The 23,808-nt window shown below is 70.6% G+C and carries 29 protein-coding genes; 17 read left to right on the top strand and 12 right to left on the bottom strand.

Features of this window, described 5'->3' with window-relative positions; genetic code table 11:
- Positions 1 to 5: 5 nt before the first annotated feature.
- The gene (locus ABIH81_RS20355) at positions 6 to 272 is read right to left on the bottom strand and encodes a hypothetical protein (RefSeq protein ID WP_349876486.1); all 267 of its coding nucleotides are present in this window, start codon (positions 270 to 272) and stop codon (positions 6 to 8) included.
- On the bottom strand, positions 269 to 979 hold the full coding sequence (locus ABIH81_RS20350) for a siderophore-interacting protein (RefSeq protein WP_349876485.1): 711 nt from the start codon (positions 977 to 979) through the stop codon (positions 269 to 271). The genes ABIH81_RS20355 and ABIH81_RS20350 overlap by 4 nt, the downstream gene beginning before the upstream one ends.
- Before the next feature lie 258 nt (positions 980 to 1,237).
- Here ABIH81_RS20350 and ABIH81_RS20345 point away from each other — a divergent pair, with 258 nt between their 5' ends.
- Together ABIH81_RS20345 and ABIH81_RS20340 are read left to right on the top strand one after the other, a co-directional pair.
- Complete coding sequence (locus ABIH81_RS20345) at positions 1,238 to 1,795, top strand: GNAT family N-acetyltransferase (protein ID WP_349881165.1); 558 nt, start codon at positions 1,238 to 1,240, stop codon at positions 1,793 to 1,795.
- Positions 1,796 to 1,945: 150 nt separating this feature from the next.
- On the top strand, positions 1,946 to 2,302 hold the full coding sequence (locus ABIH81_RS20340) for a nuclear transport factor 2 family protein (protein WP_349876484.1): 357 nt from the start codon (positions 1,946 to 1,948) through the stop codon (positions 2,300 to 2,302).
- 87 nt (positions 2,303 to 2,389) lie between these two features.
- Here ABIH81_RS20340 and ABIH81_RS20335 read toward each other — a convergent pair whose 3' ends face one another.
- Positions 2,390 to 3,979 (bottom strand): beta-1,3-glucanase family protein, encoded by a 1,590-nt coding sequence (locus ABIH81_RS20335; RefSeq protein ID WP_349876483.1) that lies wholly within the window; start codon positions 3,977 to 3,979, stop codon positions 2,390 to 2,392.
- Between the two features lie 324 nt (positions 3,980 to 4,303).
- Here ABIH81_RS20335 and ABIH81_RS20330 point away from each other — a divergent pair, with 324 nt between their 5' ends.
- The 4 genes from ABIH81_RS20330 to ABIH81_RS20315 all read left to right on the top strand — a co-directional run bounded on the left by ABIH81_RS20330 (position 4,304) and on the right by ABIH81_RS20315 (position 7,439).
- Positions 4,304 to 4,726 carry a hypothetical protein gene (locus ABIH81_RS20330; protein WP_349876482.1) on the top strand — a complete coding sequence of 141 codons (423 nt, stop codon included), beginning with the start codon at positions 4,304 to 4,306 and terminating at the stop codon, positions 4,724 to 4,726.
- Between the two features lie 554 nt (positions 4,727 to 5,280).
- Positions 5,281 to 5,712, top strand: a complete 432-nt coding sequence (locus ABIH81_RS20325; RefSeq protein WP_349876481.1) for an OsmC family protein — start codon at positions 5,281 to 5,283, stop codon at positions 5,710 to 5,712.
- A gap of 310 nt (positions 5,713 to 6,022) precedes the next feature.
- Positions 6,023 to 6,415: an SCO5389 family protein gene (locus ABIH81_RS20320; protein WP_349876480.1), complete on the top strand. Its 393-nt coding sequence runs from the start codon at positions 6,023 to 6,025 to the stop codon at positions 6,413 to 6,415.
- Positions 6,405 to 7,439 (top strand): LLM class flavin-dependent oxidoreductase, encoded by a 1,035-nt coding sequence (locus ABIH81_RS20315; protein WP_349876479.1) that lies wholly within the window; start codon positions 6,405 to 6,407, stop codon positions 7,437 to 7,439. Before ABIH81_RS20320 ends, ABIH81_RS20315 begins: the two co-directional genes overlap by 11 nt.
- Before the next feature lie 15 nt (positions 7,440 to 7,454).
- Here ABIH81_RS20315 and ABIH81_RS20310 read toward each other — a convergent pair whose 3' ends face one another.
- On the bottom strand, positions 7,455 to 7,889 hold the full coding sequence (locus ABIH81_RS20310; protein ID WP_349881164.1) for a transcriptional repressor: 435 nt from the start codon (positions 7,887 to 7,889) through the stop codon (positions 7,455 to 7,457).
- Positions 7,890 to 8,319: 430 nt separating this feature from the next.
- Here ABIH81_RS20310 and ABIH81_RS20305 point away from each other — a divergent pair, with 430 nt between their 5' ends.
- Both ABIH81_RS20305 and ABIH81_RS20300 read left to right on the top strand, forming a co-directional pair.
- Positions 8,320 to 9,303 carry a permease gene (locus ABIH81_RS20305; RefSeq protein WP_349876478.1) on the top strand — a complete coding sequence of 328 codons (984 nt, stop codon included), beginning with the start codon at positions 8,320 to 8,322 and terminating at the stop codon, positions 9,301 to 9,303.
- Positions 9,300 to 10,022, top strand: coding sequence for a TIGR03943 family protein (locus ABIH81_RS20300; protein WP_349876477.1), 723 nt, complete (start codon positions 9,300 to 9,302; stop codon positions 10,020 to 10,022). Before ABIH81_RS20305 ends, ABIH81_RS20300 begins: the two co-directional genes overlap by 4 nt.
- Positions 10,023 to 10,187: 165 nt before the next feature.
- Here the strand turns inward: ABIH81_RS20300 and rpsN are convergent, their stop codons facing one another.
- From rpsN to ABIH81_RS20280, 4 genes are all read right to left on the bottom strand, one after another.
- Positions 10,188 to 10,493: a 30S ribosomal protein S14 gene (gene rpsN, locus ABIH81_RS20295; protein WP_349876476.1), complete on the bottom strand. Its 306-nt coding sequence runs from the start codon at positions 10,491 to 10,493 to the stop codon at positions 10,188 to 10,190.
- Positions 10,493 to 10,660, bottom strand: a complete 168-nt coding sequence (gene rpmG / locus ABIH81_RS20290) for a 50S ribosomal protein L33 (protein ID WP_018783846.1) — start codon at positions 10,658 to 10,660, stop codon at positions 10,493 to 10,495. The genes rpsN and rpmG overlap by 1 nt, the downstream gene beginning before the upstream one ends.
- Positions 10,660 to 10,896, bottom strand: a complete 237-nt coding sequence (gene rpmB / locus ABIH81_RS20285) for a 50S ribosomal protein L28 (protein WP_349876475.1) — start codon at positions 10,894 to 10,896, stop codon at positions 10,660 to 10,662. The genes rpmG and rpmB overlap by 1 nt, the downstream gene beginning before the upstream one ends.
- A 75-nt stretch (positions 10,897 to 10,971) precedes the next feature.
- Positions 10,972 to 11,460, bottom strand: a complete 489-nt coding sequence (locus tag ABIH81_RS20280) for a winged helix-turn-helix domain-containing protein (protein WP_349876474.1) — start codon at positions 11,458 to 11,460, stop codon at positions 10,972 to 10,974.
- Between the two features lie 43 nt (positions 11,461 to 11,503).
- Between ABIH81_RS20280 and ABIH81_RS20275 the strand changes: the two genes are divergently transcribed.
- Genes ABIH81_RS20275 through ABIH81_RS20265 form a run of 3 tightly spaced genes read left to right on the top strand, consistent with a single transcriptional unit; the run spans position 11,504 to position 13,307 of the window.
- Entirely contained in the window at positions 11,504 to 12,826 is a 1,323-nt protein-coding gene (locus ABIH81_RS20275) for a GTP-binding protein (protein ID WP_349876473.1), read from the top strand.
- Positions 12,823 to 13,086: a type B 50S ribosomal protein L31 gene (locus ABIH81_RS20270; protein WP_349876472.1), complete on the top strand. Its 264-nt coding sequence runs from the start codon at positions 12,823 to 12,825 to the stop codon at positions 13,084 to 13,086. The genes ABIH81_RS20275 and ABIH81_RS20270 overlap by 4 nt, the downstream gene beginning before the upstream one ends.
- Entirely contained in the window at positions 13,083 to 13,307 is a 225-nt protein-coding gene (locus tag ABIH81_RS20265) for a hypothetical protein (RefSeq protein WP_349876471.1), read from the top strand. Before ABIH81_RS20270 ends, ABIH81_RS20265 begins: the two co-directional genes overlap by 4 nt.
- A gap of 17 nt (positions 13,308 to 13,324) precedes the next feature.
- Here the strand turns inward: ABIH81_RS20265 and aztA are convergent, their stop codons facing one another.
- The gene (gene aztA / locus ABIH81_RS20260; RefSeq protein WP_349876470.1) at positions 13,325 to 14,038 is read right to left on the bottom strand and encodes a zinc ABC transporter ATP-binding protein AztA; all 714 of its coding nucleotides are present in this window, start codon (positions 14,036 to 14,038) and stop codon (positions 13,325 to 13,327) included.
- 12 nt (positions 14,039 to 14,050) lie between these two features.
- Here aztA and aztB point away from each other — a divergent pair, with 12 nt between their 5' ends.
- The 4 genes from aztB to aztD all read left to right on the top strand — a co-directional run bounded on the left by aztB (position 14,051) and on the right by aztD (position 18,342).
- The gene (aztB, locus tag ABIH81_RS20255; RefSeq protein WP_349876469.1) at positions 14,051 to 14,968 is read left to right on the top strand and encodes a zinc ABC transporter permease AztB; all 918 of its coding nucleotides are present in this window, start codon (positions 14,051 to 14,053) and stop codon (positions 14,966 to 14,968) included.
- On the top strand, positions 14,965 to 16,158 hold the full coding sequence (locus ABIH81_RS20250; protein WP_349876468.1) for a hypothetical protein: 1,194 nt from the start codon (positions 14,965 to 14,967) through the stop codon (positions 16,156 to 16,158). Before aztB ends, ABIH81_RS20250 begins: the two co-directional genes overlap by 4 nt.
- Before the next feature lie 29 nt (positions 16,159 to 16,187).
- A complete protein-coding gene (aztC, locus tag ABIH81_RS20245; protein WP_349876467.1) occupies positions 16,188 to 17,066 on the top strand; it encodes a zinc ABC transporter substrate-binding protein AztC in 879 nt (292 codons plus the stop codon).
- A gap of 94 nt (positions 17,067 to 17,160) precedes the next feature.
- Positions 17,161 to 18,342, top strand: a complete 1,182-nt coding sequence (gene aztD, locus ABIH81_RS20240; protein WP_349876466.1) for a zinc metallochaperone AztD — start codon at positions 17,161 to 17,163, stop codon at positions 18,340 to 18,342.
- 244 nt (positions 18,343 to 18,586) lie between these two features.
- Here aztD and ABIH81_RS20235 read toward each other — a convergent pair whose 3' ends face one another.
- Positions 18,587 to 20,146 (bottom strand): S8 family serine peptidase, encoded by a 1,560-nt coding sequence (locus ABIH81_RS20235; protein ID WP_349876465.1) that lies wholly within the window; start codon positions 20,144 to 20,146, stop codon positions 18,587 to 18,589.
- Positions 20,147 to 20,454: 308 nt separating this feature from the next.
- Between ABIH81_RS20235 and ABIH81_RS20230 the strand changes: the two genes are divergently transcribed.
- Both ABIH81_RS20230 and ABIH81_RS20225 read left to right on the top strand, forming a co-directional pair.
- Complete coding sequence (locus ABIH81_RS20230; RefSeq protein ID WP_349876464.1) at positions 20,455 to 21,429, top strand: ATP-binding protein; 975 nt, start codon at positions 20,455 to 20,457, stop codon at positions 21,427 to 21,429.
- A 204-nt stretch (positions 21,430 to 21,633) separates the two neighbouring features.
- Positions 21,634 to 22,197, top strand: a complete 564-nt coding sequence (locus ABIH81_RS20225) for an NYN domain-containing protein (protein WP_349876463.1) — start codon at positions 21,634 to 21,636, stop codon at positions 22,195 to 22,197.
- A gap of 92 nt (positions 22,198 to 22,289) precedes the next feature.
- On the opposite strand, the gene ABIH81_RS20220 is transcribed toward ABIH81_RS20225, so the two are convergent.
- Both ABIH81_RS20220 and ABIH81_RS20215 read right to left on the bottom strand, forming a co-directional pair.
- The gene (locus ABIH81_RS20220) at positions 22,290 to 22,616 is read right to left on the bottom strand and encodes a TraR/DksA C4-type zinc finger protein (RefSeq protein ID WP_349876462.1); all 327 of its coding nucleotides are present in this window, start codon (positions 22,614 to 22,616) and stop codon (positions 22,290 to 22,292) included.
- A 201-nt stretch (positions 22,617 to 22,817) separates the two neighbouring features.
- Positions 22,818 to 23,780, bottom strand: a complete 963-nt coding sequence (locus tag ABIH81_RS20215; protein ID WP_349876461.1) for a YafY family protein — start codon at positions 23,778 to 23,780, stop codon at positions 22,818 to 22,820.
- Positions 23,781 to 23,808 lie beyond the last annotated feature (28 nt).

The raw sequence follows: 23,808 nt of genomic DNA, 5'->3' as shown, positions 1-23,808 counted from the left end.
GAGCGTCACGGTGCCGGCACCAGCACCGGTACGGGACGGGCGGGCGGGTCGGCCCTGGTGCCGGCGATCAGCGTCGCCGCAGGGAACCGGCGCTGGTGCGTCACGCCCACCGCCACCCCGGCCGCGACAAGCACCAGCGACGCCGGCGCGACGGCCGGGTAGCCGAACCGCTCGGCGGCGGCGAGTCCGAGCGAGGCGGCCACGAACGAGCAGACGATGCCGAGGTACTGCGTGACGTAGAGCGAGGTGAGGATCCCGGTTGGGCCCATCACGTGGCCCGCCAGTACGCGAGCGCTGTGAGCTGGTGCCTGCCGACACCGAGCGTGCGCCGCAGGTGCCGTGTGATGCTGCGGGTGCTGGCCGCCTCGCAGGCCACCCAGTAGTGCGTGGTCGCACCGGCGGGCACCGCCGCGCAGACGGTGTCGACCAGGTGCCGGCCGTCGTCGCGGCGGGGCACCCACGTCACGTCGTGGTGGGCGCGGGCGCGCAGGGCCAGCGCCTTCTCCCCCTCGTGGGCGTACTCCAGCCAGACCGTCGCCGGAATGTCCGCGCCGGCGTCGAGGAGGCTGTTGACCGCCGGCAGCGAGGCCGCGTCGCCGACCAGGTAAAGGTGCTCGGGCGCCGGGTCGGGCAGCGCGAACGCACTGCCCTGTACGGTCGCGTCGATGGTGTCGCCCTCCCGCGCGGTGGCCGCCCAGCGGGCGGCGCAGCCGTCATGCACGGCGAACTCGAGTGTGAAGCGCCCGGTGGCCGGGTCCGGGTCGACGAGTGTGTAGGCCCGTTGGTGGGCCCGTCCGCCGTTGTCGAACCAGAGCCGGATCCACATCGTCGGGTGCGTGCCGCAGGCCGCCAGCAGCCCGCCGTCGTCGAGGAGCAGGCGCTGGTAGTGCCCGTCGACCGACTCGGTGCCCAGCACGGTGAGCCGGAAGTCCCGGCCCCCCATGGCCTTGAGCACCAGGCCCTCCCAGTTCCGTTTCACGAGCCCCTCCAGGTAAGGTCCACCTTAGTTAGGCGAGGGTAACCTAAGTTGACCACTTGAGGGAACCGCACTCCCGGGGCTGGCGGGTGGCCCTCGCCGATACGACCGCGTGCTGACACCTCCGGCGTCCCGGGCGTCTCCGGCGTCTGCCGGCGCGCGGCGGTGGTCCGGACCGACCGGGCCGCCGGCGACCTGATCCCGCCGCCCACCGAACCGCTGACCCCCGGCACCCGCCGGAGCCCCGAGGAGGAGACGACCGTGATCTACCAGGAGAAGATTCCCGACCTCGGTGACCTGGCGCTGGAGCCGGTGCGCCCCGGCCGGGACGCCGCTCTGCTGCACGGCTGGGTCAGCCTGCCCCGCAACGCGTTCTGGGGAATGGGCGGACACAGCCTCGAGGACGTGCGCGAGATCTACACCTTCCTCGACGGGCTGGACACCCATCACGCGTACCTGGTCCTGCTCGACGGCGAACCGGTGGGGCTGTTCCAGACCTACCGGCCCGAGGCGGACCCGGTCGGCGATCGCTACCCGGTGCAGCCCGGGGACGTCGGGATGCACCTGTTGCTCAACCCGCCCCGGCGCTACGCCCGCGGCCTCACCACCGCCGTCGGTCCGGCCCTGGCCCGGTTCCTCCTGCGGGATCCCGCCGCGCGGCGCATCGTGGTCGAGCCGGACGTGCGCAACGAGGCCGCGCTGCGACGGCTGCGAACCGAGGGCTTCACATTCGCCTCCGAGATCGACATGCCGGACAAGCGGGCACAGCTGGCGTTCCTGACCCGCGAGCGGTTCGAGGCGGACCACCCGCCGGCCTGATCCGGGTGCCCCGGGCGGCTCACCGGTACGACGGCGGCGCCAGCCGCCGGTGCGGCCCAGCAAGGTGAAGGACCCTTCTGGGCCGGCAGCGCCGTTCTGCCGCGAGCGAACCGGCTTGTCTTGTCGCGGGGCGCTCCAGAGGATCGGTGGATGGATCTCCATACTGCGGAACGGCGGCTCCAAGCCGCTCAGCGCGCCGCCGATGTCGAGTCCCTCGACGCGCTTCTGCACCCCCGGGTCGTGGGTGCCGGACCGGATGGCACGGTCTTCACGAAGGACGATGACCTGGAGAGCTACCGCTCGGGGGCCCTGCGAATCATCGGCCTGGTGGAGGAGTCGCTCGACGTCCAGGAAGACGGTGAGACCGGGGTGACCCGCACGGTCGCTGCGGTGGATGCGGTTCAGGGCGGTGCCGTTGTGTCCGCGCGATTGCGCTACACCCGGCTGTGGGTGCGTGAGAACGGCAACTGGCGGGTGCTGGCCGCCACCTTCGTCCCGGTCCAGTGAGCGCCTCGACTGCCGTGGGTCGACGCATCCGTCAACCTGCCGGTGGCGGGAGCGACTCGCGGTCGCCCCCGCCCGTCGCATGACCGGTCAGCCCTTGCGCCACTTCTGGTTGGCCGTGCCCGCACAGTCCCAGAGATGGAGCCTCGCGCCGTCGTTGCCGTTCCAGTCCTTGATGTCGACGCACTTGTTGGCCTGAAGGTTGACCAGGTCTCCGGCGGCGTTCAGGGTGAACTGCTGGGCGCCGGTGCCGTTGCAGGTGTAGAGCTGCACCACCGCCCCGTTCGCGGTCGACCCGGCGTCGATGTCCATGCACTTGTCGTTCTGGCTCTTCAACGCCGTGCCGGTGAACGTCCACTTCTGCGCGTTGGTGTTGTTGCAGTTCCACATCTGCAGCGGCGCGCGGTCGGCGAAGTTGGAGTTCGGCACGTCGATGCACTTGTTGTTCCAGTTGCTGACCACGGGCACCCCGGTGGCCGGGTTGCCGCCGCCGCCGGTGAACGGGCTGAGGATCAGTCCAGCCGAACGCGGGTCACCGTCGTGCACCAGCGACTCGAATCCGCCGACGTCGTCGAAGGCGAACGCGTACGCCCGGCCGTCGGTCATGTTGGCGTGGATCAGGCGGGCGTACTGGTTGGTGGGGTTGTTGCGGTAGAAGTCGGCGGCGTTGGTGCTGGGCTGGGTGTCGATGGTGCCGAGCGTGCCCCGGTTGAGGGCGGCGCAGAGCGTACGCGAGATCGGGCCGACCACCTGGTCGTTCGGCGCGGGCAGGTCGCCGTCGCAGCCCCAGACGCTGGCCGAGGAGGGCCGGTTGAAGGAGGCGACCACCTGGCCGCTGCCGTTCGTGAAGGTCATGGTGTTGCCCGAGGTGCGGCCGTAGTACCGGATGGCCGGCTGGTCGGCGAAGGGCGCCACGGTCAGGGTCTTCGTGGTGTACGCGTTCCACGCGGAGGCGATGTAGGAGTCCAGGTAGGTGGCGCTCAGCAGGCCGGCCCCGGCCGCCTTGCCCGGAGCCAGGACGCGCAGCACGGTCCCGTCGGAGCGGGTGTGGACGGTGCCGGCCCAGCCCGGCTGCGCCCGGATCCCGTCGATGACCGCGTTGCGCCCGTTGGCCACCACGTCGCCGGTGCGCTTGGTGACGCCGTTGGCGCCGGTCACGGTGACCGCGTGCGGGATCGCGAACATGTCGACCTGGGAGCTGTTGAGCCACAGCCCGGAGTCGTTGTAGGTGAACTCGCTCCAGTCGAAGAGGATGTCGCGGTTCGCGTCACCGGCCGCCCAGGGCGCGGGCTGCACCAGCCCGTCCGGGGTGAGGAAGAACTTCAGCTTCTGCCCGAGGGCGAAGTAGGCCCGGCCGGAGAAGCCACGCGGGAACTGGATCGTGGTGCTGCCGCCGTTGCCGGGGCCCGGTATGGAGACGTCCGGCGCGGGCGCCGGCGGGATCTGCCCACCGGTCCACGGCACGAAGGCGCCGCCGGAGGTGACGTAGCCGAGCCGGCCGGAGGACAGCTGGACGCCGATGACATAGAGGTAGACCGGGTCGCTGCGACCGGTGGTGTTGGTGACGGTGACAGGCAGCAACGCCGGTCCGACCGCGTGGGCGGGCGTGGCGACGACGGCGCCCGCGAGCCCGGCGAGCAGGGCGGACGCGGCGGCGAGCAGCTTTCTTCGGAGACGCATGGCGACACCTCGCTGGTGACAGGGACGGGAGAGCGCTCTCTCAGAAGGGTGCAATTGTTAATATTATTTGTCAATAGGTGACTGCCGATGGATGCGAGGCCGTCACGGTCCGTCGTCAGTGGACCGTGGGCAGCAGTCCCTCGGCGCCGCCCGCGGCAACGGCTCCATCGGCGTACCGGGATCTCACCTGCTCGAACAGCAGGTCTCGTTCGCCCGCCCGGAGCATGGAATCGGGTGTCGGCGGCACCTTCTCGGCGGGCGTCTATGATCCACTATGGACAGCTCGGCTACGGATCGGATGGATTCATGAAACGTGCACTTTCGATGCTGACGGCGCTGGTGACCGTCGGGGCGGGCCTGACGGTCGGCGCCCCCGCCGCCCAGGCGGCCGGCTCCTGCTCGGGGACCATCACCTACAGCCAGGTGCAGTCGTCGGGGCTCGGTGAACTGGTGATCTACTACAACAGCAGCAACGGCGGCACCAACAGCGCCTGCTTCTACCATCGCGGCGCGGCGTACGGAAAGTCGGCACCCACCTTCGTGCAGATCTACCGCTGCGCGGAGCGTTCGAACGAGGGCGCGCACTGCACCCGTTCGGGAGGCGCGGACACCGATTCCGGTGACTTCAGCTATCACGCCGGCCCGGTCGCCGTCACCGGCACGGCGAACTACTGCGTCGAGGCGGTCGGCTACATCGGATGGGCTGGTCAGCGCCACCAGATCTACAGCCGCCGCCAGGGTTGCTGACTCCGCTCCGGACCGGGGCAGGCACAACCTGGACAATGCGGTGGAACACGGATTGAGATCCTTCTAGAGCTGTCAAATGCAGCCCGCCGTGACCCGGCGGGCTGCTCGATGAGCTGGAGTCGGCGGCGGCGAGGGAGAGCCAGGCCCCAGTGTTGACCGGCAACCCCGCTCCTGTTGGAGCACGGCCGGTCCTGCGGGCGCTCGCCGGGCCCGAGCGCGGCCGTCAGCCGGGCCAGCCCGTCGTCGACGCGCCGCAGCCGTTTCAGCCGGAGGCGGGCCCGCGCCGGGTCCTGGTCGGCCGCCGGCAGGTGCCGGGCATGTGGCGTACGCCGCCGACACGGTGATCTTCGGGTCGTCGATGACGGCCGGCGCGGCCGTGCTCCCGCTTCGGCCGCCGCCGCGCCTCCTGAACCTCGCAGCCGGGTCCGGCCCGGCGTCGCGATCCGAAATCGGGTTCCGCAGGGCCCAAGGTCCTCTCATCCGGGTCGGACGGGACTTCTACCGAGGTGCACTGCGGGCGTTGACTGAAGCGGGAGCAAGAGAAGGAGCAGGCGATGGGACAAGCCGGCGCACAGGCCGTGAATGGCCAGATCGGGGCGGTGGACGTCTGGTTCGCGGCAGGTGAGTCCTACGCGTTCACGGTGCGGGGACACCAGATGCTGGTGGATCAGCCGCCGGAGTCGGGCGGCGGCGACGCGGCGCCGACGCCGGTGGAGTTGTTCGTGGCCTCGCTGGCCACCTGTGTGGCGTTCTATGCCGGCCGGTACCTGACCCGGCACGGCTTGGACCGGGACGGCCTCGGGGTATCGGTCACGTACCGGATGGCAGCGGGCCGGCCGGCGCGGGTGGCAGACATCCGGCTGTCCCTGCGGCTGCCGCGCGGGTTTCCGCAGGCACGCACGCAGGCGCTGCTGGCGGTGGCGTCGCACTGCACGGTGCACAACAGCCTGACCTCCCCGCCGGCAGTCACCGTCGACGTGCTCTGACCTTTACGATAATGAGTTCCGCTTCGATTGTCACCGACTGTCGCGCGTGGTTGACCGCGAACGTTCCAGCTCATCGAGAGCACCCAGCTTGTGGGCAGCGGCCTGCGCACCGGGCCGGCGCCGGGACAGCGCAACGGCTCCCCCTCTTCCAGACCAGGTCGAGGCACCTTTCCGACATCGCCGAACCGGTCGGTCGACTCACGCGAAGGCGGACTCACCCGACCCTGTTGACGCACCGCCCGACTACGTGGTGTGCTCCCCAGGTAACTCTATCGGCAATGATGGTCGTTTCAGGTACCTGAGGAGGATCATGTCTCTCACCGTCCCGTCAGCCCTGCTCGAAGCCGCCGAGGCCGGCCCCGTGGACGACGATGCGTTCGTCGCCTGCGTCCGCGACTCCCTCCCGTACGCCTGGGAAACCGTCAGCCGGGTGGTCGCGGAGCTGGAGTCCTCCACGGAGGACTTCGCCGACAACGTGGTGCCACCGCCCAGCGAGGCGGAGCGAGGACAGCTCCTGCGGGCTCTGGCCAGCGATGCGATCCGCTCGGGTCTCGAGCGCCACTTCGGGGTGAAGCTGGCCTTCCAGAACTGTCACCGGGTGGCCGCGTTCCGGTTGAGCGCCGTCGACTCCGACGTCTACCGCAGGTTCGTCTCGACGCGAGGGCAACTGCTCAACCAGTCACCCGAGCTGCGTGACTGCTGATCACCGCGACGCCGGGTGGCCCGGCGGGCAGGTCCAGACACACCTGTTCCTGCTCGCCGGGCACCGTGCCGGCGGCAGCCACGCCGAGGCGCTGTCGGACGCGCACCGTTACGGCCTGGCGGCGGAGGACGCCGGCTACGCCGGCGTCTGGATCGCCGAGCACCACTTCATCTCCTACGGGGTGTGCCCATCGGCGACGACCTTCGCCGCGCACCTGCTCGGGACGACCCGCCGGATCGCCGTCGGCACCGCCGCAAGTGTGCTGTCGGTCCGGCACCCGGTGAGCCTGGCCGAGGAGGCCGTGCTGCTCGATGAGCTGTCCGGCGGACGTTTCCGTCTGGGGATCGCGCGTGGCGGCCCATGGGTCGATGTCGAGGTCTTCGGCACCGGCGAGGATCGTTACACGGGCGGCATGGCCGACGCAGTGGAGATCCTGCTGAGGTGGATGTCCGGTGCGGCGACGGTGGCCGGCAACTCACGCTTTCCGTTCCGGCCGGTGCAGGTGGTGCCTCGACCCCGACGGCCGATCCCGACGTGGGTCGCGGCAACGTCACCGGCCACCGTCGACCTCGCCGCCCGCCACGGCCTGCCGCTGCTGCTGGGCCTGCACGCAGACCTCGACGAAAAGCGGGCGCTGCTGGCTCGGTACGCGCAGGTCGCAGCCGAACACGGTCGGGACGGTTCGCGGGCGCCGCACGGCAGTGTTCATCTGGCCCACGTCGAGGACACCGATATGGCAGCGGCCCGCACCGTACGCGACGAACTGCCCGGATTGCTGGCCGGCACCCGGGAGTACGTTCGCCTCGACGGCACCCGGGGCGGTCCACCCGACATCGACGCCTACGTTCGGAAGCTGATCGCCGAACACCCGGTCGGCTCCCCGCGAAGGTGCCGGGCGGCCGTCGCGGCGGCCGCCGCGCTTCCCGGTGTACGCCACCTGCTGTTCCTGGTCGAGGTGACCGGCGACCGGGCAACGACCCTGCGCACCATCGCCCGGCTCAGACGCGACGTTCTGCGCGGTTGACGCTGACGATGGCGCTCAGGTGGCGCAGGCGCCGCAGGTGCCGAAGATCTCCATGGTGTGGCCGACGTCGGTGAAGCCGTGCTGGCTGGCGACCTGGTCGGCCCACCGCTCCACGGCCGGCCCGGCGACCTCGACCGTGCGGCCGCACTCGCGGCAGACCAGGTGATGGTGGTGGCGGCTCTGGCTGCACCGTCGGTACAACTGCTCTCCCCCCGGCAGCTTGGTGGAGTCGAGTTCGCCGGTGTCGACAAGCATCTGCAGTGTCCGGTAGACGGTGGTCAGGCCGACGCGCGCCTGCCGATCCAGCAACATCTGGTGAAGCTGCTGGGCGCTGTGGAAGCCGTCGACCTCGCGCAGCAGTGCCAGCACGTCGGCGCGTTGGCGGGTATTGCGGATCATGCCGGTCGCCTCGCTCACCGTTTCTCGTCTCCGTTCGTCTCCGCGGCCCATTCGCTGCGAGCGGTCGTCGTGGGCGACCGCTGCGAGCCATCTGGCATCCGTACCCATTATGCATTGCGCATATATGCAGTTTTCTCGCTGACCCTGACGGTGCCGCACCGACGCCATCCGGGCAGTCAAACGTGGCACGGGCTGGGATCCGGCATACCTGCCGTTTCTTCGACCGACGTGCCCGTGTGACGCCGACGTGCGGGTTGGTCACGGCCTGGCCACAACGCCTTGTGCACTTAGTGACAATGGCTTTCTTTGAGCGGAGGATCCCCTTCGATCACGCCCGTCACCTGGCGCTCACTCTGGCCACGCATTGGCGCACCGTGACGAAACAATCACTGTAAGATACGGCCGTCGAAGCTGGGAGGTGATCCGCCTGAGCACCACCGATCCCGCCGCACCCCCGCGGCCCGAGCCGCAGACTTCCACCGTGCCGAGCGCCGAGCCGGAGGCGCCCGACCGCGAGCGGTGGGTCGGCTCGACCGAGGTGCTGTGCTTCCTCCTCATCCTCGTCGGCGTGCTGCACCGGCAGATCGGGGCACTGGTCACCGATCCGCGGCTGCAGACCTGGCTCACCGTGTTCGTGTCGGTGATGGTGCAGGCGGTGCCGTTCCTCGTCTTCGGCGTGGTGCTCTCCGCCGTCATCGCGGTGTTCGTCCCCCGCTCGTTCTGGGCGCGGGCCCTGCCCCGCCATCCCGCGCTCGCGGTGCCGGTGGCCGGCATGGCCGGGGTGGTGCTGCCCGGCTGCGAGTGCGGATCCGTGCCGATCGCGGGGTCGCTGATCCGCCGCGGTGTCACCCCCGCCGCGGCGCTGGCGTTCCTGCTCGCCGCGCCGGCGATCAACCCGATCGTGCTCACCGCCACCGCCGTCGCGTTCCCGCGCAACCCGGAGATGGTGGTCGCCCGCGGCGGCGCCAGCCTCCTGGTCGCCTTGATGATGGGCTGGTTGTGGCTACGGCTGGGCCGCACCGACTGGATCCGCCTGCCGCACCGCGCCCACCTCGACGGGCTGCCCCGGATGGCCGCGTTCTGGACCGCCTGCCGGCACGACGTCATCCACGCAGGCGGATTCCTGGTGGTCGGTGCCATGGCCGCGGCGACGATCAACGTGGTCGTACCGCAGCAGTTCCTGCACGACCTCGCGGCCCGGCCGGTGCTGTCGGTGCTCGCCCTCGCCGCCCTGGCGGTGCTGCTGTCGATCTGCTCCGAAGCCGACGCGTTCGTCGCCGCCTCACTGTCCCAGTTCTCCCTGACCGCCCGGCTGGCCTTCCTCGTGGTCGGTCCGATGGTCGACCTCAAGCTGATATCCATGCAGGCCGGCATCTTCGGTCGGCGGTTCGCCGTCCGGTTCGCCCCGGCCACCTTCGCCCTCGCCGTGCTCGTCGCGGCCGGACTCGGGACGGTGATCTGGTGAGTCGCGGAACCCAGGCGGTGGTGCTGGTCTTCCTCGGCGGCGCGATCCTGCGCGCCAGCCTCACCGACCTCTACCTGCGCTACGTCAAACAGGGACTGCGCCCGTTCCTCATCGCCGCCGGTCTGCTGCTCGTCATCACCGCGCTGGTGGCGCTCGTGCAGGAACTGCGCCACCTCAACGGGCCCGAGGGGCAGCCGGACGACGACGGCCACGGCCACGGCCGTTCCGGTCCCGCGGTCGGCTGGTTGCTGCTGCTCCCCGCGCTCGCCCTGCTCTTCGTCGTCCCGCCGGCGCTCGGCGCCGACACCGCGGCCCGCGCCGGTTCCGCCCTGACCGACGACCGGGACGTCGCCTACCCGCCGCTGCCTCCCGGCGACCCGGCCGAGCTGTCCCTGCTCGAGTACGGGTATCGAGCCGTCTACGACCACGGGCGCACGCTGCAGGGCCGGCGCATCCAGTTGACCGGCTTCCTCGCCCCCGGCCCGGACGGCGAGCCGATGCTCGCCCGCATCATGCTGTCCTGTTGCGCCGCCGACGGCATCCCCGTCAAGGTCGGTCTGCGCGGTGACGTGCCCGAGGGGCCGGCGAACACCTGGATACGCACCACCGGCCGGTGGATCCCGCACACCGCCAAGGATCCCGTCAACGACGCCGACCTGCCCTACTTCCAGGTGGAGACCTGGGAGAAGATCCCCGCGCCCGTCGAACCGTACGAGTAGGACGCGCACGGGCAGGCCGGCACCCTGCCGGCCGTCGTCACATCCTGCGGCGTCATCGACGCTGCCGCTGTTGGGCACGCCCGTCATCTCCCGGCCGAGGCGCAAGGAGAGTGGGTCCGGCCGGCGCGCAGCGGGTGGCCCGTACCCGACCGGTGACGGCAACCGTCACCAGGACGCCTTGCGGACGCCCGGCAGCTCACCACGCAGGGCCAGATCCCGGAACCGGACCCGGGACAGCCCGAAGCGGGTCAACACGCCTCGCGGACGGCCGTCGATCTGGTCCCGGGAGCGCAGCCGGACCGGGCTGGAGTCGCGCGGGAGCCGACCGAGCGAGCGGACCGCGTCGGCGCGTACGACCGGGTCGGTGTCCGGGTGGGCGATCAGCCGCTTCAGCTCCGCCCGGCGGTCGGCATGCCGGGCGACCAGGTCCTCCCGGCGGGCCTGACGGTTGCTCAGGCTCTTCTTCGCCATCAGCGGGCCTCGCGGAACTCGACGTGCCGGCGCACGACCGGGTCGTACTTGCGCAGCACCAGACGGTCCGGGTCGTTGCGGCGGTTCTTACGGGTGACGTACGTGTAGCCGGTACCGGCGGTGCTGCGCAGCCGCACGATCGGACGGACATCGGTCTGCTTGGCCATCAGAGCTTCACTCCCCGGGCGCGCATCTCGGCGACGACCTTCTCGATGCCCTTACGGTCCACGGTCTTCAGCGCCCTGGCGGTCAGGGTCAGCCGCACCCAGCGGCCCTCGGACGGCAGCCAGAAGCGGTGGCTCTGCAGGTTCGGGTTCCACCGGCGACGGGTGCGCCGGTGCGAATGGGACACGGCGTTGCCGAAGCTCGGCTCCGCCCCGGTGACGTCACAGCGTCGGGACACGACTCAACTCCTCCTGGTTCGATCGAACGATAACGACAGCGGTTTTCGTTTTTACATCAGCCGATCGGACGACGTTCAACCGGGGTCTTCCACCACCTCGACCGACATGGCGGATCCGAGCCGGTAGCCGACGCCGCGGACGGTGGCGATCACCGGCAGGTCGGCGCCGAGCTTCACCCGCAGGCGCCGCACGTGGACGTCGACGCTCCGGATGCCGGTGAAGGGGTGCCCCCACACCCGATCGAGCAACTGGTCCCGGGTGAACACCCGCCGGGGATGGTCGGCAAGGTGCCGGAGAAGGTCGAACTCGCGCCGGGTGAGAAGGATCTCGCGGCCGTCGCAGTAGACCGTCCGCGCGTGCGGGACGACTCGCAGGAGGTGCGCGCCCCGCGCGGCAGAAGGCTCCACCCCGCCCTCGGCCTGACGGGCGGCGATGCGACCCACCAGCCGCAGCAGGCGGGTCGCGTCGGCATCGTGAGGTCCCGCCGAGCCCCTCAGCCGGATGGTGACCACCACGCCACCGTCGTCCTCCATCGACACCCCCACCCATCGGTCGTCCATCACGCGCCTATAATGACAACCGTTTTCAGCTCGTGTCGAGAGGATTGTGATGTCGACGTCACCGCTCGCACCCGCCGACCCCGGCGCTACGACGGCCGCCACTGGGCCGTCGTTGACCGTGCTCAGCGGCTTCTGGCCGTCCGCGACGTACGCCGTCGCCCGCACGCTGCTGGCGGCGGACCCGGCGCTGGTGCTGGTCCGGCACGATCTCGCCGACCTGGCCGCCGGCACCGTGCACCGAATCGTGCGCGACGCTGCCGGCGTGCTCGAGGACGAGCGGATCACCCTGGCGCACGGATGTGTCTCCTGCACGCTGCGGGAAGACGTGCTGCCCACCCTCGCCCGGCTGGCCCGCGCCCAGCCGCACCGCGACCTGCTGCTGATGCTGCCCGAGGTGGTCGAACCGGAGGCGGTCGCCGCCGTCTGCGCGCACTGCCTCGTCGACGGCGCCCCGATCACCGACCTGATCCGGGTCGACTCCTACGTCACCGTGGTCGACGCCGAGCACCTGCTCGACGGCCTGGCCAGCACCGAGGACCTGAAGACCCTCGGCATCGCGGCCGCCGCCAACGACGACCGGGCGCTGGCCGACGTCGTGGTCCGGCAGATCGAGTACGCCGACACCCTCGTCCTGTGGGGCGAGTCCCGCGAGGGCGCGTACGACACCGGTCGCCTGTCGGTGCTGCTGCAACGCATGGCGCCGTGGGCGGCGCAGGTCCGCGTCGACGGTGACCTCGTCGATGCCGGCAGGCTGACCCGGCACCTTCGCCACACCCACCGGCACCGGCCGGAGACCCCGGGCATCCTCAACCGAGGCCTGCAGGGCTACACCCTCGGCGCGCACGAGCCGGAGTCCGACTGCGGAGTCGTCTCCGCCGTCTTCCGTGCCCGCCGGCCGTTCCACCCGCAGCGCCTGCACGACGTCCTCGAAGAGGTCAACGCCGAGATGATCCGCTCGCGCGGGTACATCTGGCTGGCCAGCCAGCCCGACACCGTGGTGGCCTGGGAGTTCGCCGGCGGCGGCCTGGCCATGGGTTCCCTCGGGTACTGGCTGGTGAGCCTGCCGGAGCAGCACTGGGAGCACGTGGAGGACCAGCGTCGCCTCGCCGCCGCCCTCGACTGGGATCCCTACTACGGCGACCGGCACCAGCACCTGGTCTTCATCGGCCTCGACATCGACCCCGTCGACCTGCACCGGACCCTCGCCGGGTGCCTGCTCACCGACGCCGAGCTCGCCGACGGCGAACAGACCTGGCGCACCTACCCCGACCCGTTCGCCGGCTGCTTCCCCCTCGGGACGGAGGAGCTGGCCGACACCGACACCGACACCGACACCGACACCGACACCGAAGGAGCGCAACCCGCATGAAGCCCGGCATCCACCCCGAGTACCGCCCCGTCGTCTTCCGAGACAAGGGCGCGGACTTTGCCTTCCTCACCCGCTCCACCGCCACCAGCGACCAGACGATCGAGTGGACCGACGGCGACACCTATCCGGTGATCGACGTGCAGATCTCGTCCGCCAGCCACCCCTTCTGGACCGGGACGCAACGCCTGCTCGACACCGCCGGCCGGGTCGAGAAGTTCCGCCAGAAGTACGCCCGCCACGGATCGCCGCGACCTCGATGACCGAGGCGCGCATCGACTGGGCGGCGCACACGACCCGCCTCGTCGACGCCGCCGCGGCCGACCGGGACTGGTACCGGACCGTCGCCCACGGGCTGGTCGGACCGACGGTTTCAGTTCTTGTCTTCATGGCCGTGTCGAGCGAGCACGCGATCGCCGAGGAGCACGACCACGTCCACGGGGACGGGTGCGGCCACTCTCCAGTGGTGCACGGCGAACACTGACCCCGTTCCAGCCGGCCTCACCCGCCGGTCCGCAGCCGTGGCGCCCGGGTGACCGGCCGGACGACGGTTGTTCCGTTGCCGCCACGCTCACCAGCAGCGTCGGTGACGGTGCAGCCCTGGACACCGGCAAGTCGCACCGTACGATCGGCGAGGGTGGCGTCGGCGGCGTCGTGGCTGGCGTAGACCACCGCCGCGCCGGCACGGACCCGTTCGGCGAGCAGGTCGTGGACGTGTCGCCGGCTCGTCGCGTCGAGGGCGACCGTGGGTTCGTCCAGCACGTAGACGTCGGCGACCTGGACGAGGGCCTGGGCGACGAGGGTGCGCTGGCGTTGCCCGCCGGACAGTTCGCGCAGCCGCCGCCGGGCCAGGTGGGCGAGGTCCAGCCGCTCCATGATCGTGCTCACGGCGGCGCGGTCGTCGCGGTTCAGGCGTCGGCGTGGCCGGAACCGGCCGATCCGGACGCACTCGGCGACGGTCAGCGGGAGCGCGTCGATGCCGCTGGTGCGCTGCGGGAGCAGGGCCAGCCGGCAGCCGGTGCGGCGCCGGATGCTGCCCTCGGCCGGCTCCTCGACACCGGCCAGCAGGTGCAGCAGCGTGCTCTTGCCGGAGCCGTTCGCGCCGGTCACGGCGACCGTGGAGGCGGCTTCCACGCGCAGGCTGATGCCCCGCAGGACGGGGGTGCCGGCGTACCGGAAGCCCATGTTGTCGACGGTCAGGATCTCGGTGTCCAACGCTTCCCCTAAATGGTATCGGTTTTCAGTTGCACTATAGTCGAGCCGGTGATGGCGTCCTTGCTCGAACCGTTCACTGTGTCCTTCGTCGTCCGCTCGCTGATCGGCGGCGTCCTGCTGGCGGCGGTGTGCGCCCTGGTCGGCGTGTGGGTGATCGCCCGCGGGATGACCTTCCTGGGCGAGGCGATGAGCCACGGCATGCTGCCGGGTGTCGCCATCGCGTCGATCTTCGGCGGCAACCTCGTCGTCGGGGCCGCCGCGAGCGCGTTCGCCATGGCGGTCGGCGTCAACGCCCTGCGGCACAGCCGCGAGTTCGGGCGCGACACCAGCATCGGGCTGCTGTTCGTGGGGATGCTCTCGGTCGGGGTGATCGTCGTCTCGCACTCGCGGTCCTTCGCGACCGACCTGACCGCGTTCCTGTTCGGCGACGTGCTGGCCATCCGGTGGCCCGACCTGCTGCTGCTCGCCGCCGCGGTCGTGGTGGTCGCGGCGGCCTCCGCCGTCTGCTACCGACCGTTCCTGGCGCTCACCTTCGACCCGCGTAAGGCCCGGACCCTCGGCCTGCGCCCCGAGATCGCCAACGCCGTCATGCTGGCCCTGCTCACCATCACGATGGCGGTCGCCTTCAGCGTCGTCGGCACCCTGCTCGCCTTCGGGATGCTGATCGCGCCCTCCGCGGCGGCGATGCTCGTCGCGCGGCGGCTCCCGGCGGTGATGCTCACCAGCTTCGGCATCGGCTCGGCCGCGACGGTGATCGGCCTCTGGGTCTCGTGGTACGCGGCGACCGCCGCCGGGGCCACCATCGCGGCCGTCGCCGTACTGATGTTCTTCGGCATTCTCGGCGCGCGCCGGGTCACGACCGCGGTGCGACGCCGTCCGTCACCGGCCTTCACGCCCACCCCCAAGCCTGCATCGGAAGGAAGTTTGTGATCATCGGTACTACCAGACGGTTCTTCGGCGTGGCCGCCCTCTGCCTCACGGTCGCGGTCTCCGCGTGCGGCTCGCGAGGACAACAGTCACAGAACGTCGAGGAGACGCCACACGGCTACGTGGAAGGCGCCGAGGAACTGGCCGAGGCGCAACCGGCCATCGCGTACGCGGCCCGCGGCGCTCAGCGGTTGCGTCTGCTCGACCTGAGCACCGGATCCGAGAAGGAGATCGGGCTGTCGGTCGGCGCCGAGCGGCTCACCGAGGACGGCCGCTTCGTCTACGTCGACGGCGGTGACCGCACCCTCGAAATCGTCGACGCCGGGGTGTGGACGGTCGACCACGCCGACCACGTCCACTACTACCGGGCACCGTCCCGGTCGGTCGGCGCGCTGTCGCTCGACGCACCGGTCCGGACGGTCGCCGGCTTCGGAGGCCACACCACGGTCGGTACCGCCGACGGCAAGGTGACGGTCCTCGACCGACGGGAACTCGAGGCCGGCAAGGTAGCCGAGCTGGCCACGATCGACTCGAAGAGCTCCACGCCGCTGGCCGTACCGTACGCCGGGAAGCTCCTCGTCGCCGTGGGCGACGACCCCCGGCGTCCGGCCGACCGGATCGTCGCCATGGACGCGAAGGGCCAGCCGACCGGCGCCTTCGAGGCGCCCTGCGCGGCGCCCCGCGGGTGGGCCGTACTGCGGGGCGGCGCCGTCATCGCGTGCGAGAACACCCTCGTCCGGGTCAGGCAGAACGGCGACGAGCTGACCGCCACGGTGCTGGCCTCCCCACGGACGCCGGTCCCGCCGGACGGGTTGGGCTACCGGCCGCGCAGCAACGAGGCCGCGGTGGCGGATCGCACCGGCATCTGGTCGGTGAACGCCGCCAAGGCCACCCTGCGGTACGTGCCGGCCACCGGCCGCCGACTGGTGGCCGCCGCGTCCCCGGCGGACGGCAGCACGGTGCTCGCCCTCGACGCCGCCGGCAAGCTGATCAGTTACGACCTCGGAACCGGCAGGGTTCTCGCCGAGAAGCCACTGCGTGCCGCCGGGCTGACGCTGGACGCCGACCGCGCCTACCTGGCCGATCCGGAGAGCCGGGTCATCCACGAGATCGACTACCGCGACGGGCTGCGCACGGCCCGCACGCTGAAGGTGGCCGAACGACCGGATCTCACCGTGGAGGTCGGCCGATGAGGCGACGGAGGCTCCTCACAACGCTCGTCGTGGGTGCCCTGCTGACCGGCGGTACGGCCTGCACCTCACCCGACGACTCCCGCATCGTGGTCACCACGAACATCCTCGGCGACGTCGTCACCGAGATCGTCGGCGACGAGGCAGAGGTCAGCGTGCTGATGAAGCGCAACGCAGACCCCCATTCCTTCGCCGTCTCGGCCCGCGAGGCGCACACCATGCAGACCGCCGACCTGCTCGTCTACAACGGACTCGGGCTCGAAGAGGGCGTCCTGCGCCACGTCGAGGCGGCGAAGGCCGAGAAGGTCCCGACCGTCGAGGTGGGGACCAGGATCAACCCGATGGAGTACCAGGACGGCGACGCCGCGGGACTTCCGGATCCGCACTTCTGGACGGATCCGACCCGAATGGTCACCGCCGTACGGCTGCTCACCGACGAGATCGTCGAGCACGTCGACGGCGTGGACGCCCGCGTGGTGCGGGAGCGCGCGGACGCGTACGCGAAGAAGATCGGTGAGCTGGAGGCGGACCTCGCGCGGCGATTCGCCGCCATCCCGGCCGAGCGCCGGGTCCTGGTCACCAACCACCACGTGTTCGGCTATCTCGCCGACCGCTACGACTTCCGGGTCATCGGCGCGATCATCCCGAGCGGCACGACGCTCGCGTCGCCGAGTTCGTCGGATCTCGCCTCGCTGGTCACCGCCATCCGGACCCACCGGGTGCCGGCGATCTTCGTCGACACCTCACAGCCGGCCAAGCTGGCCGAGGTGCTCGTCTCCGAGGCCGGCGTCAGGGTCGAGGTGACCGCCCTGTACTCGGAGTCGCTCAGTGATAGCGACGGTGGGGCCCCCAGCTACCTGGCGATGATGCGCTTCAACACCGAGGCGATCATCGGCGGCCTCTCCGGCTGAGACACGCCCGGTTGGGACACCCCGGCGTCAAGCCGCCAAGCACCCGTGTATGGTATTTGGAAATGGTTGTCATTTGCAGTTGAGGGAGAAGTACGTGAGGCATCGTGGAATCAGCGGCGCAGCCGCCCTGGTGGCGGCCACCCTGGCGCTCACCGCGTGCGCGTCCGGTTCGGACGAGGGCACCGCTCCGCCGGCCGGATCGTCCGCCGCGCCATCGGTGAAGGAGCCGGTGGCGATCACCTACGACGGCGGCATCTTCGTGCTCGACGGCGAGGCGCTGAAGGTGGCGCACAACGTCACCCTGCCCGGCTTCAACCGGGTCAACCCGGCCGGCAACGACACGGGCGTGTTCGTCTCCACCGAGTCCGGATTCCAGGTCCTCGACGCGGCTGCCGGCAAGATGACCGATGTCAGCTACCCGGGCGCCAAGCCGGGCCACGTCGTGCGGCACGGCGACCGCACCATCCTGTTCACCGACGGCACCGGCGAGGTGCACAGCTTCGACCCGGAGAAGCTCACCGACGGCAAGCCCGAGGGACGCACCTACAAGACCGCGCAGCCGCACCACGGCGTGGCCGTGGAACTCGCCGACGGCACCCTGGTGGTGACCCTCGGCACCGAGGAGTCCCGCTCCGGCGCCATCGCCCTGGACAAGGACGGCAAGGAGATCGCCCGCAGCGAGGAGTGCCCCGGGGTGCACGGCGAAGCCGTCGCCCAGGGCGAGGTCGTGGGCCTCGGCTGCAACGACGGCGTACTGCTGTTCAAGAACGGCGCCTTCGTCAAGGTCAAGAGCGACCGGGCGTACAGCCGGATCGGCAACCAGGCCGGCAGCGAGGCCTCGCCGGTCCTGCTCGGCGACTACAAGATCGAGCCCGACGCCGAGCTGGAGAACCCGGGGCAGTTCGCGCTCATCGACACCACCACGAACTCCCTGAAGGTCGTGCCGATGCCCGAGGGCGTCAGCTACAGCTTCCGCTCGCTGGGTCGCGGCCCGAAGGGCGAGGGCCTGATCCTCGGCACCGACGGCAAGCTGCACGTCATCGACCCCGTCAGCGGCAAGCTGACCACCTCGTGGCCGGTGGTCGGCGCGTGGAAGGAGCCGATGGAGTGGCAGGAGCCGCGCCCGGCCCTGTTCGTCCGCGGTGACGACGCCTACGTCACCGAGCCCGCCACCAAGAAGGTGCACCGGCTCGACCTGACCACCGGCACGGTCGCCGGGTCGGTGACGCTCGACGCGACCCCCAATGAGATCAGCGGCACGCTCTCGGCGCACTGACGTCCCGCTCACCGGCGGTGGAGACGAACCTCGTCCCACCGCCGGTGGCATTTCCGGCGCCGGGCGGCCGGCTTCTCCTGCCGGATCGGCAGAATGCTTCCGGCAGGATCCGCCTGATCCCCGACCCCGGAGCCACCCTCGGGCGTCGACTCGGCAAGGACGGGCGCGGCCGGCTCGCGTGACAGCGAGCCGGCCGCATCGTCACGGTGTCCGCTCCGTGAGGCGTGAGGCGTGAGCGGGATGATCAGACGGTGAGCGTCCAGGTGTTGAGGTAGCCGGTGTCGGCGGAGTAGACGTCGCGTACCTGAAGCCGCCAGGTGCCGTCCGCCGCCTCCGAGGAGAGGTTGACGGTGTAGGTGGCGTTGACGTTGTCGGCGCTGTCCGAGCCGCTGCTGTTCTTCAGCCGGTAGCTGGTGCCGTCCGGTGCGAGCAGGTCGATGACCAGGTCACCCCGGTAGGTGTGGACGATGCTGACCGCGACGGTTGCGGTCGCCGAGGCGTTGCGACCGCAGCCGGAGATGGCGATGGCGCTGGTCACGGCCGAACCGGCGTCGGGGATCGTCACATCCGTGCCGTTGGTGCCGGTACAGCCGGTCGGCGGGGGCGGCGGTGGGGTGCTTCCGTTGACGACGTAGAGCAGCTTGTTGGGCGAGCCGCTGCCGGGGTTGGTCACCACGTTGCTGGTGGCGTTGTTCACCAGGTAGTCGCGGACCTGCTGCGGGGTCCAGGACGGGTTGGCGCTCGCCACCAGCGCCGCCGCGCCGACCACGTGCGGGGTGGCCATCGACGTGCCGCTGATCGTGTTGGTCGCCGTGTCGCTGCTGTTCCAGGCGGAGGTGATCGACGAGCCGGGTGCGAAGATGTCCAGACACGTGCCGATGTTGGAGAAGGACGAGCGGGCGTCGCTGCTGGTGGTCGAGCCGACCGTGATCCCCTCGGCGGTGCGCGCCGGTGAACTGTTGCAGGCGTTCGCGCCGTAGTCGTTGCCGGCGGCCAGGCCGTAGGTGACGCCGGAGGCGATCGAGTTGCGCACCGCGGCGTCCAGGGTGGTGTCGACGCCGCCGCCGAGGCTCATGTTGGCCACCGCGGGCTTGACCGCGTTGGCGGTGACCCAGTCCACGCCGGAGACGACGCCGGCGGTGGTGCCGCTGCCCGAGCAGTTGAGCACCTTGACCGCGACCAGCTGCACTCCCTTCGCCACGCCGTAGGCCGAGCCGCCGACGGTGCCGGCGACGTGCGTGCCGTGCCCGTTGCAGTCGGTGTTGTTGCTGTCGACGGTGTTGGTGCCCCAGGCGGCCCGGCCGCCGAAGGTGCTGTGCGTGGTGCGGATGCCGGTGTCGATGATGTAGGCGTGTACGTTGCTCGCCGTATTCGGGTAGGTGTAGGAGCTGTCCAGCGGCAGGTTGCGCTGGTCGATGCGGTCCAGGCCCCACGACGGCGGGTTGGTCTGGGTGGCACTGATCGAGACGGTGTGGTTCTGCTGCACGTAGGCCACGGACGGGTCGGCGGCGATCCGCGCGGCGGCGCGCGCGTCGACCCGCACTTCGAAGCCCCGCAGCGCGGCGCCCCAGGTACGGGCGACCGCGCCGCCGTGCCGGCCGGTCAGCCGCCGGGCGGTGTCTGCGACCCGGGCCCGGGTGACCGAGGCCTCCTTGAACACGACGAGGTAGCTGTCGGCAACGGCGGTGGCGCCGCCCGCCTCTCGCACCACGCCGACCGGGTCGGCCGCCATGGCGGGGGTGGCCGCCATCAGCATCGTCAGGGCGGTCACCCCGACGAGCGCGGACTTGCACGATGGACGCATCTGCATTCCTCCTCCGGCCGGCGCCGGACCGTCCGTCCGCGGTAGCAGAGTGATCGATCGGCGCCGATTGACGACGATCATAGGAGTCGCCGCTCCGACCAGGGCATAGCAGATGATGGATATTTCGAGGTTATGGGCCGGCGTCGGCCTCGGCATACGCGCAACCCCGCCCGGTTCGCACCGAATGGCGGCCTTCTTGTCGCCTCGATCGACGACACGTGTCCACTTTCTGCCGTCACGGGCCTTCGAGCATCTACAGTAACGGGCATGAAAACGGTTATCGCCTGGATGTACCCGGAAGGTCAGTCGTGAAGATCGCTTTCGTCGGCAAGGGTGGCAGCGGCAAGACGACCCTCGCCGCCATGTTCGCCCGCCACCTCACCGGCCGGGGCCCGGTGCTGGCCATCGACGCCGACATCAACCAGCATCTGGCGGCAGCCCTCGGCGCGCCTGCCTCCGTCGCCGCGCAACTGCCGCCGCTCGGGGAGCACCTGCCCGAGATCAAGGAGTACCTGCGGGGCACGAACCCGCGGATCGGCTCCGCCGCCGAGATGGTGAAGACGACCCCGCCCGGCACCGGATCCCGGCTGCTGCGGGTGGTGGAGGACAACCCCGTCTACGCCGCGTGCGTCCGGGACGTCAACGGCGTGCGCGTCGCGGCAACCGGGGCCTTCACCGCCGAGGACCTCGGTGTCTCCTGTTACCACTCCAAGGTCGGCGCGGTGGAACTGCTGCTCAACCACCTGCAGGACGGGCCGGGCGAGTACGTGGTGGTGGACATGACCGCGGGGGCCGACTCGTTCGCCTCAGGGTTGTTCACCCGCTTCGACCGCACCTTCCTGGTCTGCGAGCCGACCCTGCGCAGTGTCGGTGTCTACCGGCAGTACGCCGGCTACGCCCGCGACTACGGCGTCGCCCTGTCCGTGGTCGGCAACAAGGTCGAGGACGCCTCGGACGTGGACTTCCTGCGCGAGCACGTGGGCGAGGACCTGCTCACCTGGGTGAGCCGCTCGGCCTACGTACGGCGCGCCGAACGCGGCGCGGTCGAGCCGTTGTCACAGCTGGAGGCGGCCAACCGGGCGGTCCTGGCTCAGCTCGCCGCCGCGGTGGACGACACCGTGCAGGACTGGGACGCCTTCGCCCGGCATGCCCACGAGTTCCACCGCCGCAACGCGGTCGCGTGGGCCAACGACCGCGCCGGTGTCGACCTCACCGCCCAGATCGACCCCGACTTCCGACTGGGCCCCGCCCGCGCCGGCGCGCCGTCGGCGGCAACCGCCTGACATCGAGGGTGTGCCCGCCGAGCGGGGTCACTCCACCAGCGGTGGTGAACACCAGCCCACCCGGAGCGGCAGATGGGAGTCGGATGCTGTCTGCCGGCAGGGCCGGCAGGCAATACCCTTGACCATGAGCACGGCTTCCGCCGGCACGGCAAACGCTCGGGCTCGACCGGTCCGCGCTCGCTGCTCGACTCGAGAGGCACGCCTATGTCCGGTACAACCGAACCCGTCACGTACCTCATCGTGGACGGGGAGAACATCGATGCCACTCTCGGCAACAGTGTTCTGGAGCGCCGGCCGGCCCCTGCGGAGCGACCTCGGTGGGAGCGTCTGCGGGACTTCGCGCGGGACACGTGGCAGCAGCCGGTGAAGGCGCTGTTCTTCCTCAACGCCTCGGGCGGCGGTCTGCCGATGCCGTTCGTCCGGGCCCTCCTGAGCATGGAATACCGGCCCATTCCGCTCGCTGGATCATCGGATCAGAAGGTGGTGGACATCGGCATCCAGCGGACGTTGGAGGCTATCGCCCGGCGCTCGGGCAATGTGATGCTCGCCAGCCACGACGGCGACTTCCTGCCGCAGGTCGACGAACTCCTACGGGGTGATCATCGGGTCGCGATCGTCGGGTTCAAGGAGTTCCTCAACGCCGGCTTCGCCGACCTGCCGGGCCTGCAGGTATTCGACATCGAGGAGGATGCGGGCTGCTTCACCAACGTCCTTCCTCGGGTTCGCATCATCGACCTCGAGAGCTTCGACCCTGAGCGCTTCTTGTAGGCCGGACAGCATCCGCGGGCCGGCCGCAGTCACCTTGGCTGCGCCTACCGCGCAATTAGTGAACACCCGCAGCGTTCACTCTCCTTGATGCCCTATGCGCATCTTATGCAGAAGCGGGCGAACGGCCGCGCGGCGAGCCGTTCATCGCCGATCGGCTGCCCGCATCGTTCGCAGACGCCGTAGGTCTCCGCGTCCACCCGACGCAGCGCGTCGTCGACGTCGGCGATCCGCTGCCGCGCCCCGGCCAGCAGCGCGGTCAACTGGGCGCGTTCGAAGCCGATGGTGGCGCCCTCCGGGTCGTGCTCGTCGTCGGCATTCGAATCCCGCGATGCCAGGAACAGCGCCTCCAGATCCTGGGCCAGCGTCGCCGCCTCAGCCTCCGCCCTCGCTCGCAGCCGTAGCAGTTCATCCCGGACCATACGCGCAGCCTAACGGCCTCCGGCCCGCACAGACGGGCCATGGAGGAACGCGCACGGGTGGCTGCATCTGATTGCCTCACTACCGACTGGTGCTCGCTTTCAGACTCACCACCCAAATCCATCCGGGCGTCGGAGTGATCCGATTGCAGCGAGTGCATTTTCAAGAAACCCGTTTACGAATACGACACTTGTGACTGCTGCTTACCCTCCGGCGTTGACGTCGGTGAGCAGCCGGGTGGCGAGCGCGCGTATCTCGTCCTTGAGTTCGTGCGGCCGGTCGATCGTGAACGGCCAGCCGAGCCCGGCGAGCATTTGTGCGGCACCGTCGAGCCGTTCGGCCCGGGTGGTGAGGCGCACTCCGCCGGGCACCTCGGTGAGTGTGCCGACCGACGGCGGGATCCGTCGCCGCGCCTGCTCCAGGCTGGTGTGCAGTACCACGGAGATGTCGTGCGCGTACGGCACGGCTGCCAGCCCGGCAAGTACCTGCGTGGCCGGATCGAAGCCGGCCGGGATGTCGAACCCGCCCTGGGCGGGGCGGGCTGTCCCGATCCGGTCGAGCCGGAACGTCCGCACGCCCCGGCGGTGGTGGTCGTGACCGGTGACGTACCAGCGGCCGGCGTGGAAGACCAGCCCGTACGGGTCGAGCTGCCGCTCGCCGGACCGGCCGCGCCAGGTGGTGTAGGTGATGCTCACCGGCTGCTGGTGCCGGGCCGCTTCGGCGAGCACCAGCAGCACCTCGATGCCGGGCGGGGCGGGCTTGCGGATCGGTGCGGTGAAGTCCACGGTGTCCAGCAGCGAATCGATCCGCCGGGCGAGGACGGCCGGCAGTACCCGGCGGATCTTCGCGGTGGCGCTCTCGGCGGCCGCGCCTTCGGTGGTGACCAGCCCTGCCCGGGTAGCGGCGACGAGCCCGAGCAGGACGGCAACCGCCTCCTCGTCGGTGAGCATGAGTGGCGGCAACTTGTATCCGGGCGCGAGCCGGTACCCGCCGTAGCGACCGCGCCGGGCCTCGACCGGGATGCCGAGGTCGGCGAGGTGCGCCGCGTAGCGGCGGACCGTGCGCTCGTCGACGCCCAGCCGACCGGCCAGGTCAGCCACGGTGAAGCCGCCACCGGCCTGGAGGATCTCCAGCAACGCCAGTACGCGCGCGGTGGGCCGGGCCAATGATCTGACTCCTAATCCGGGCGGGTTC

The organism is Micromonospora sp. HUAS YX12 (assembly GCF_040215685.1).
GTDB classification, from domain to species: Bacteria; Actinomycetota; Actinomycetes; order Mycobacteriales; family Micromonosporaceae; genus Micromonospora; species Micromonospora tulbaghiae.
Note: the sequence above shows the minus strand (reverse complement) of the source record. Positions and strands in the feature narration are given on the sequence as shown.

Coding starts and splice junctions, on each gene's coding strand:
- ABIH81_RS20340 (WP_349876484.1), top strand. CDS start 1,946: ATGGATCTCCATACTGCGGAACGGCGGCTCCAAGCCGCTCAGCGCGCC.
- aztB (WP_349876469.1), top strand. CDS start 14,051: ATGGTATCGGTTTTCAGTTGCACTATAGTCGAGCCGGTGATGGCGTCC.
- ABIH81_RS20330 (WP_349876482.1), top strand. CDS start 4,304: ATGCTGACGGCGCTGGTGACCGTCGGGGCGGGCCTGACGGTCGGCGCC.
- ABIH81_RS20325 (WP_349876481.1), top strand. CDS start 5,281: ATGGGACAAGCCGGCGCACAGGCCGTGAATGGCCAGATCGGGGCGGTG.
- ABIH81_RS20265 (WP_349876471.1), top strand. CDS start 13,083: ATGACCGAGGCGCGCATCGACTGGGCGGCGCACACGACCCGCCTCGTC.
- ABIH81_RS20270 (WP_349876472.1), top strand. CDS start 12,823: ATGAAGCCCGGCATCCACCCCGAGTACCGCCCCGTCGTCTTCCGAGAC.
- ABIH81_RS20225 (WP_349876463.1), top strand. CDS start 21,634: ATGTCCGGTACAACCGAACCCGTCACGTACCTCATCGTGGACGGGGAG.
- rpsN (WP_349876476.1), bottom strand. CDS start 10,493: ATGGCGAAGAAGAGCCTGAGCAACCGTCAGGCCCGCCGGGAGGACCTG.
- ABIH81_RS20220 (WP_349876462.1), bottom strand. CDS start 22,616: ATGGTCCGGGATGAACTGCTACGGCTGCGAGCGAGGGCGGAGGCTGAG.
- ABIH81_RS20335 (WP_349876483.1), bottom strand. CDS start 3,979: ATGCGTCTCCGAAGAAAGCTGCTCGCCGCCGCGTCCGCCCTGCTCGCC.
- ABIH81_RS20320 (WP_349876480.1), top strand. CDS start 6,023: ATGTCTCTCACCGTCCCGTCAGCCCTGCTCGAAGCCGCCGAGGCCGGC.
- ABIH81_RS20310 (WP_349881164.1), bottom strand. CDS start 7,889: ATGGGCCGCGGAGACGAACGGAGACGAGAAACGGTGAGCGAGGCGACC.
- rpmG (WP_018783846.1), bottom strand. CDS start 10,660: ATGGCCAAGCAGACCGATGTCCGTCCGATCGTGCGGCTGCGCAGCACC.
- ABIH81_RS20235 (WP_349876465.1), bottom strand. CDS start 20,146: ATGCGTCCATCGTGCAAGTCCGCGCTCGTCGGGGTGACCGCCCTGACG.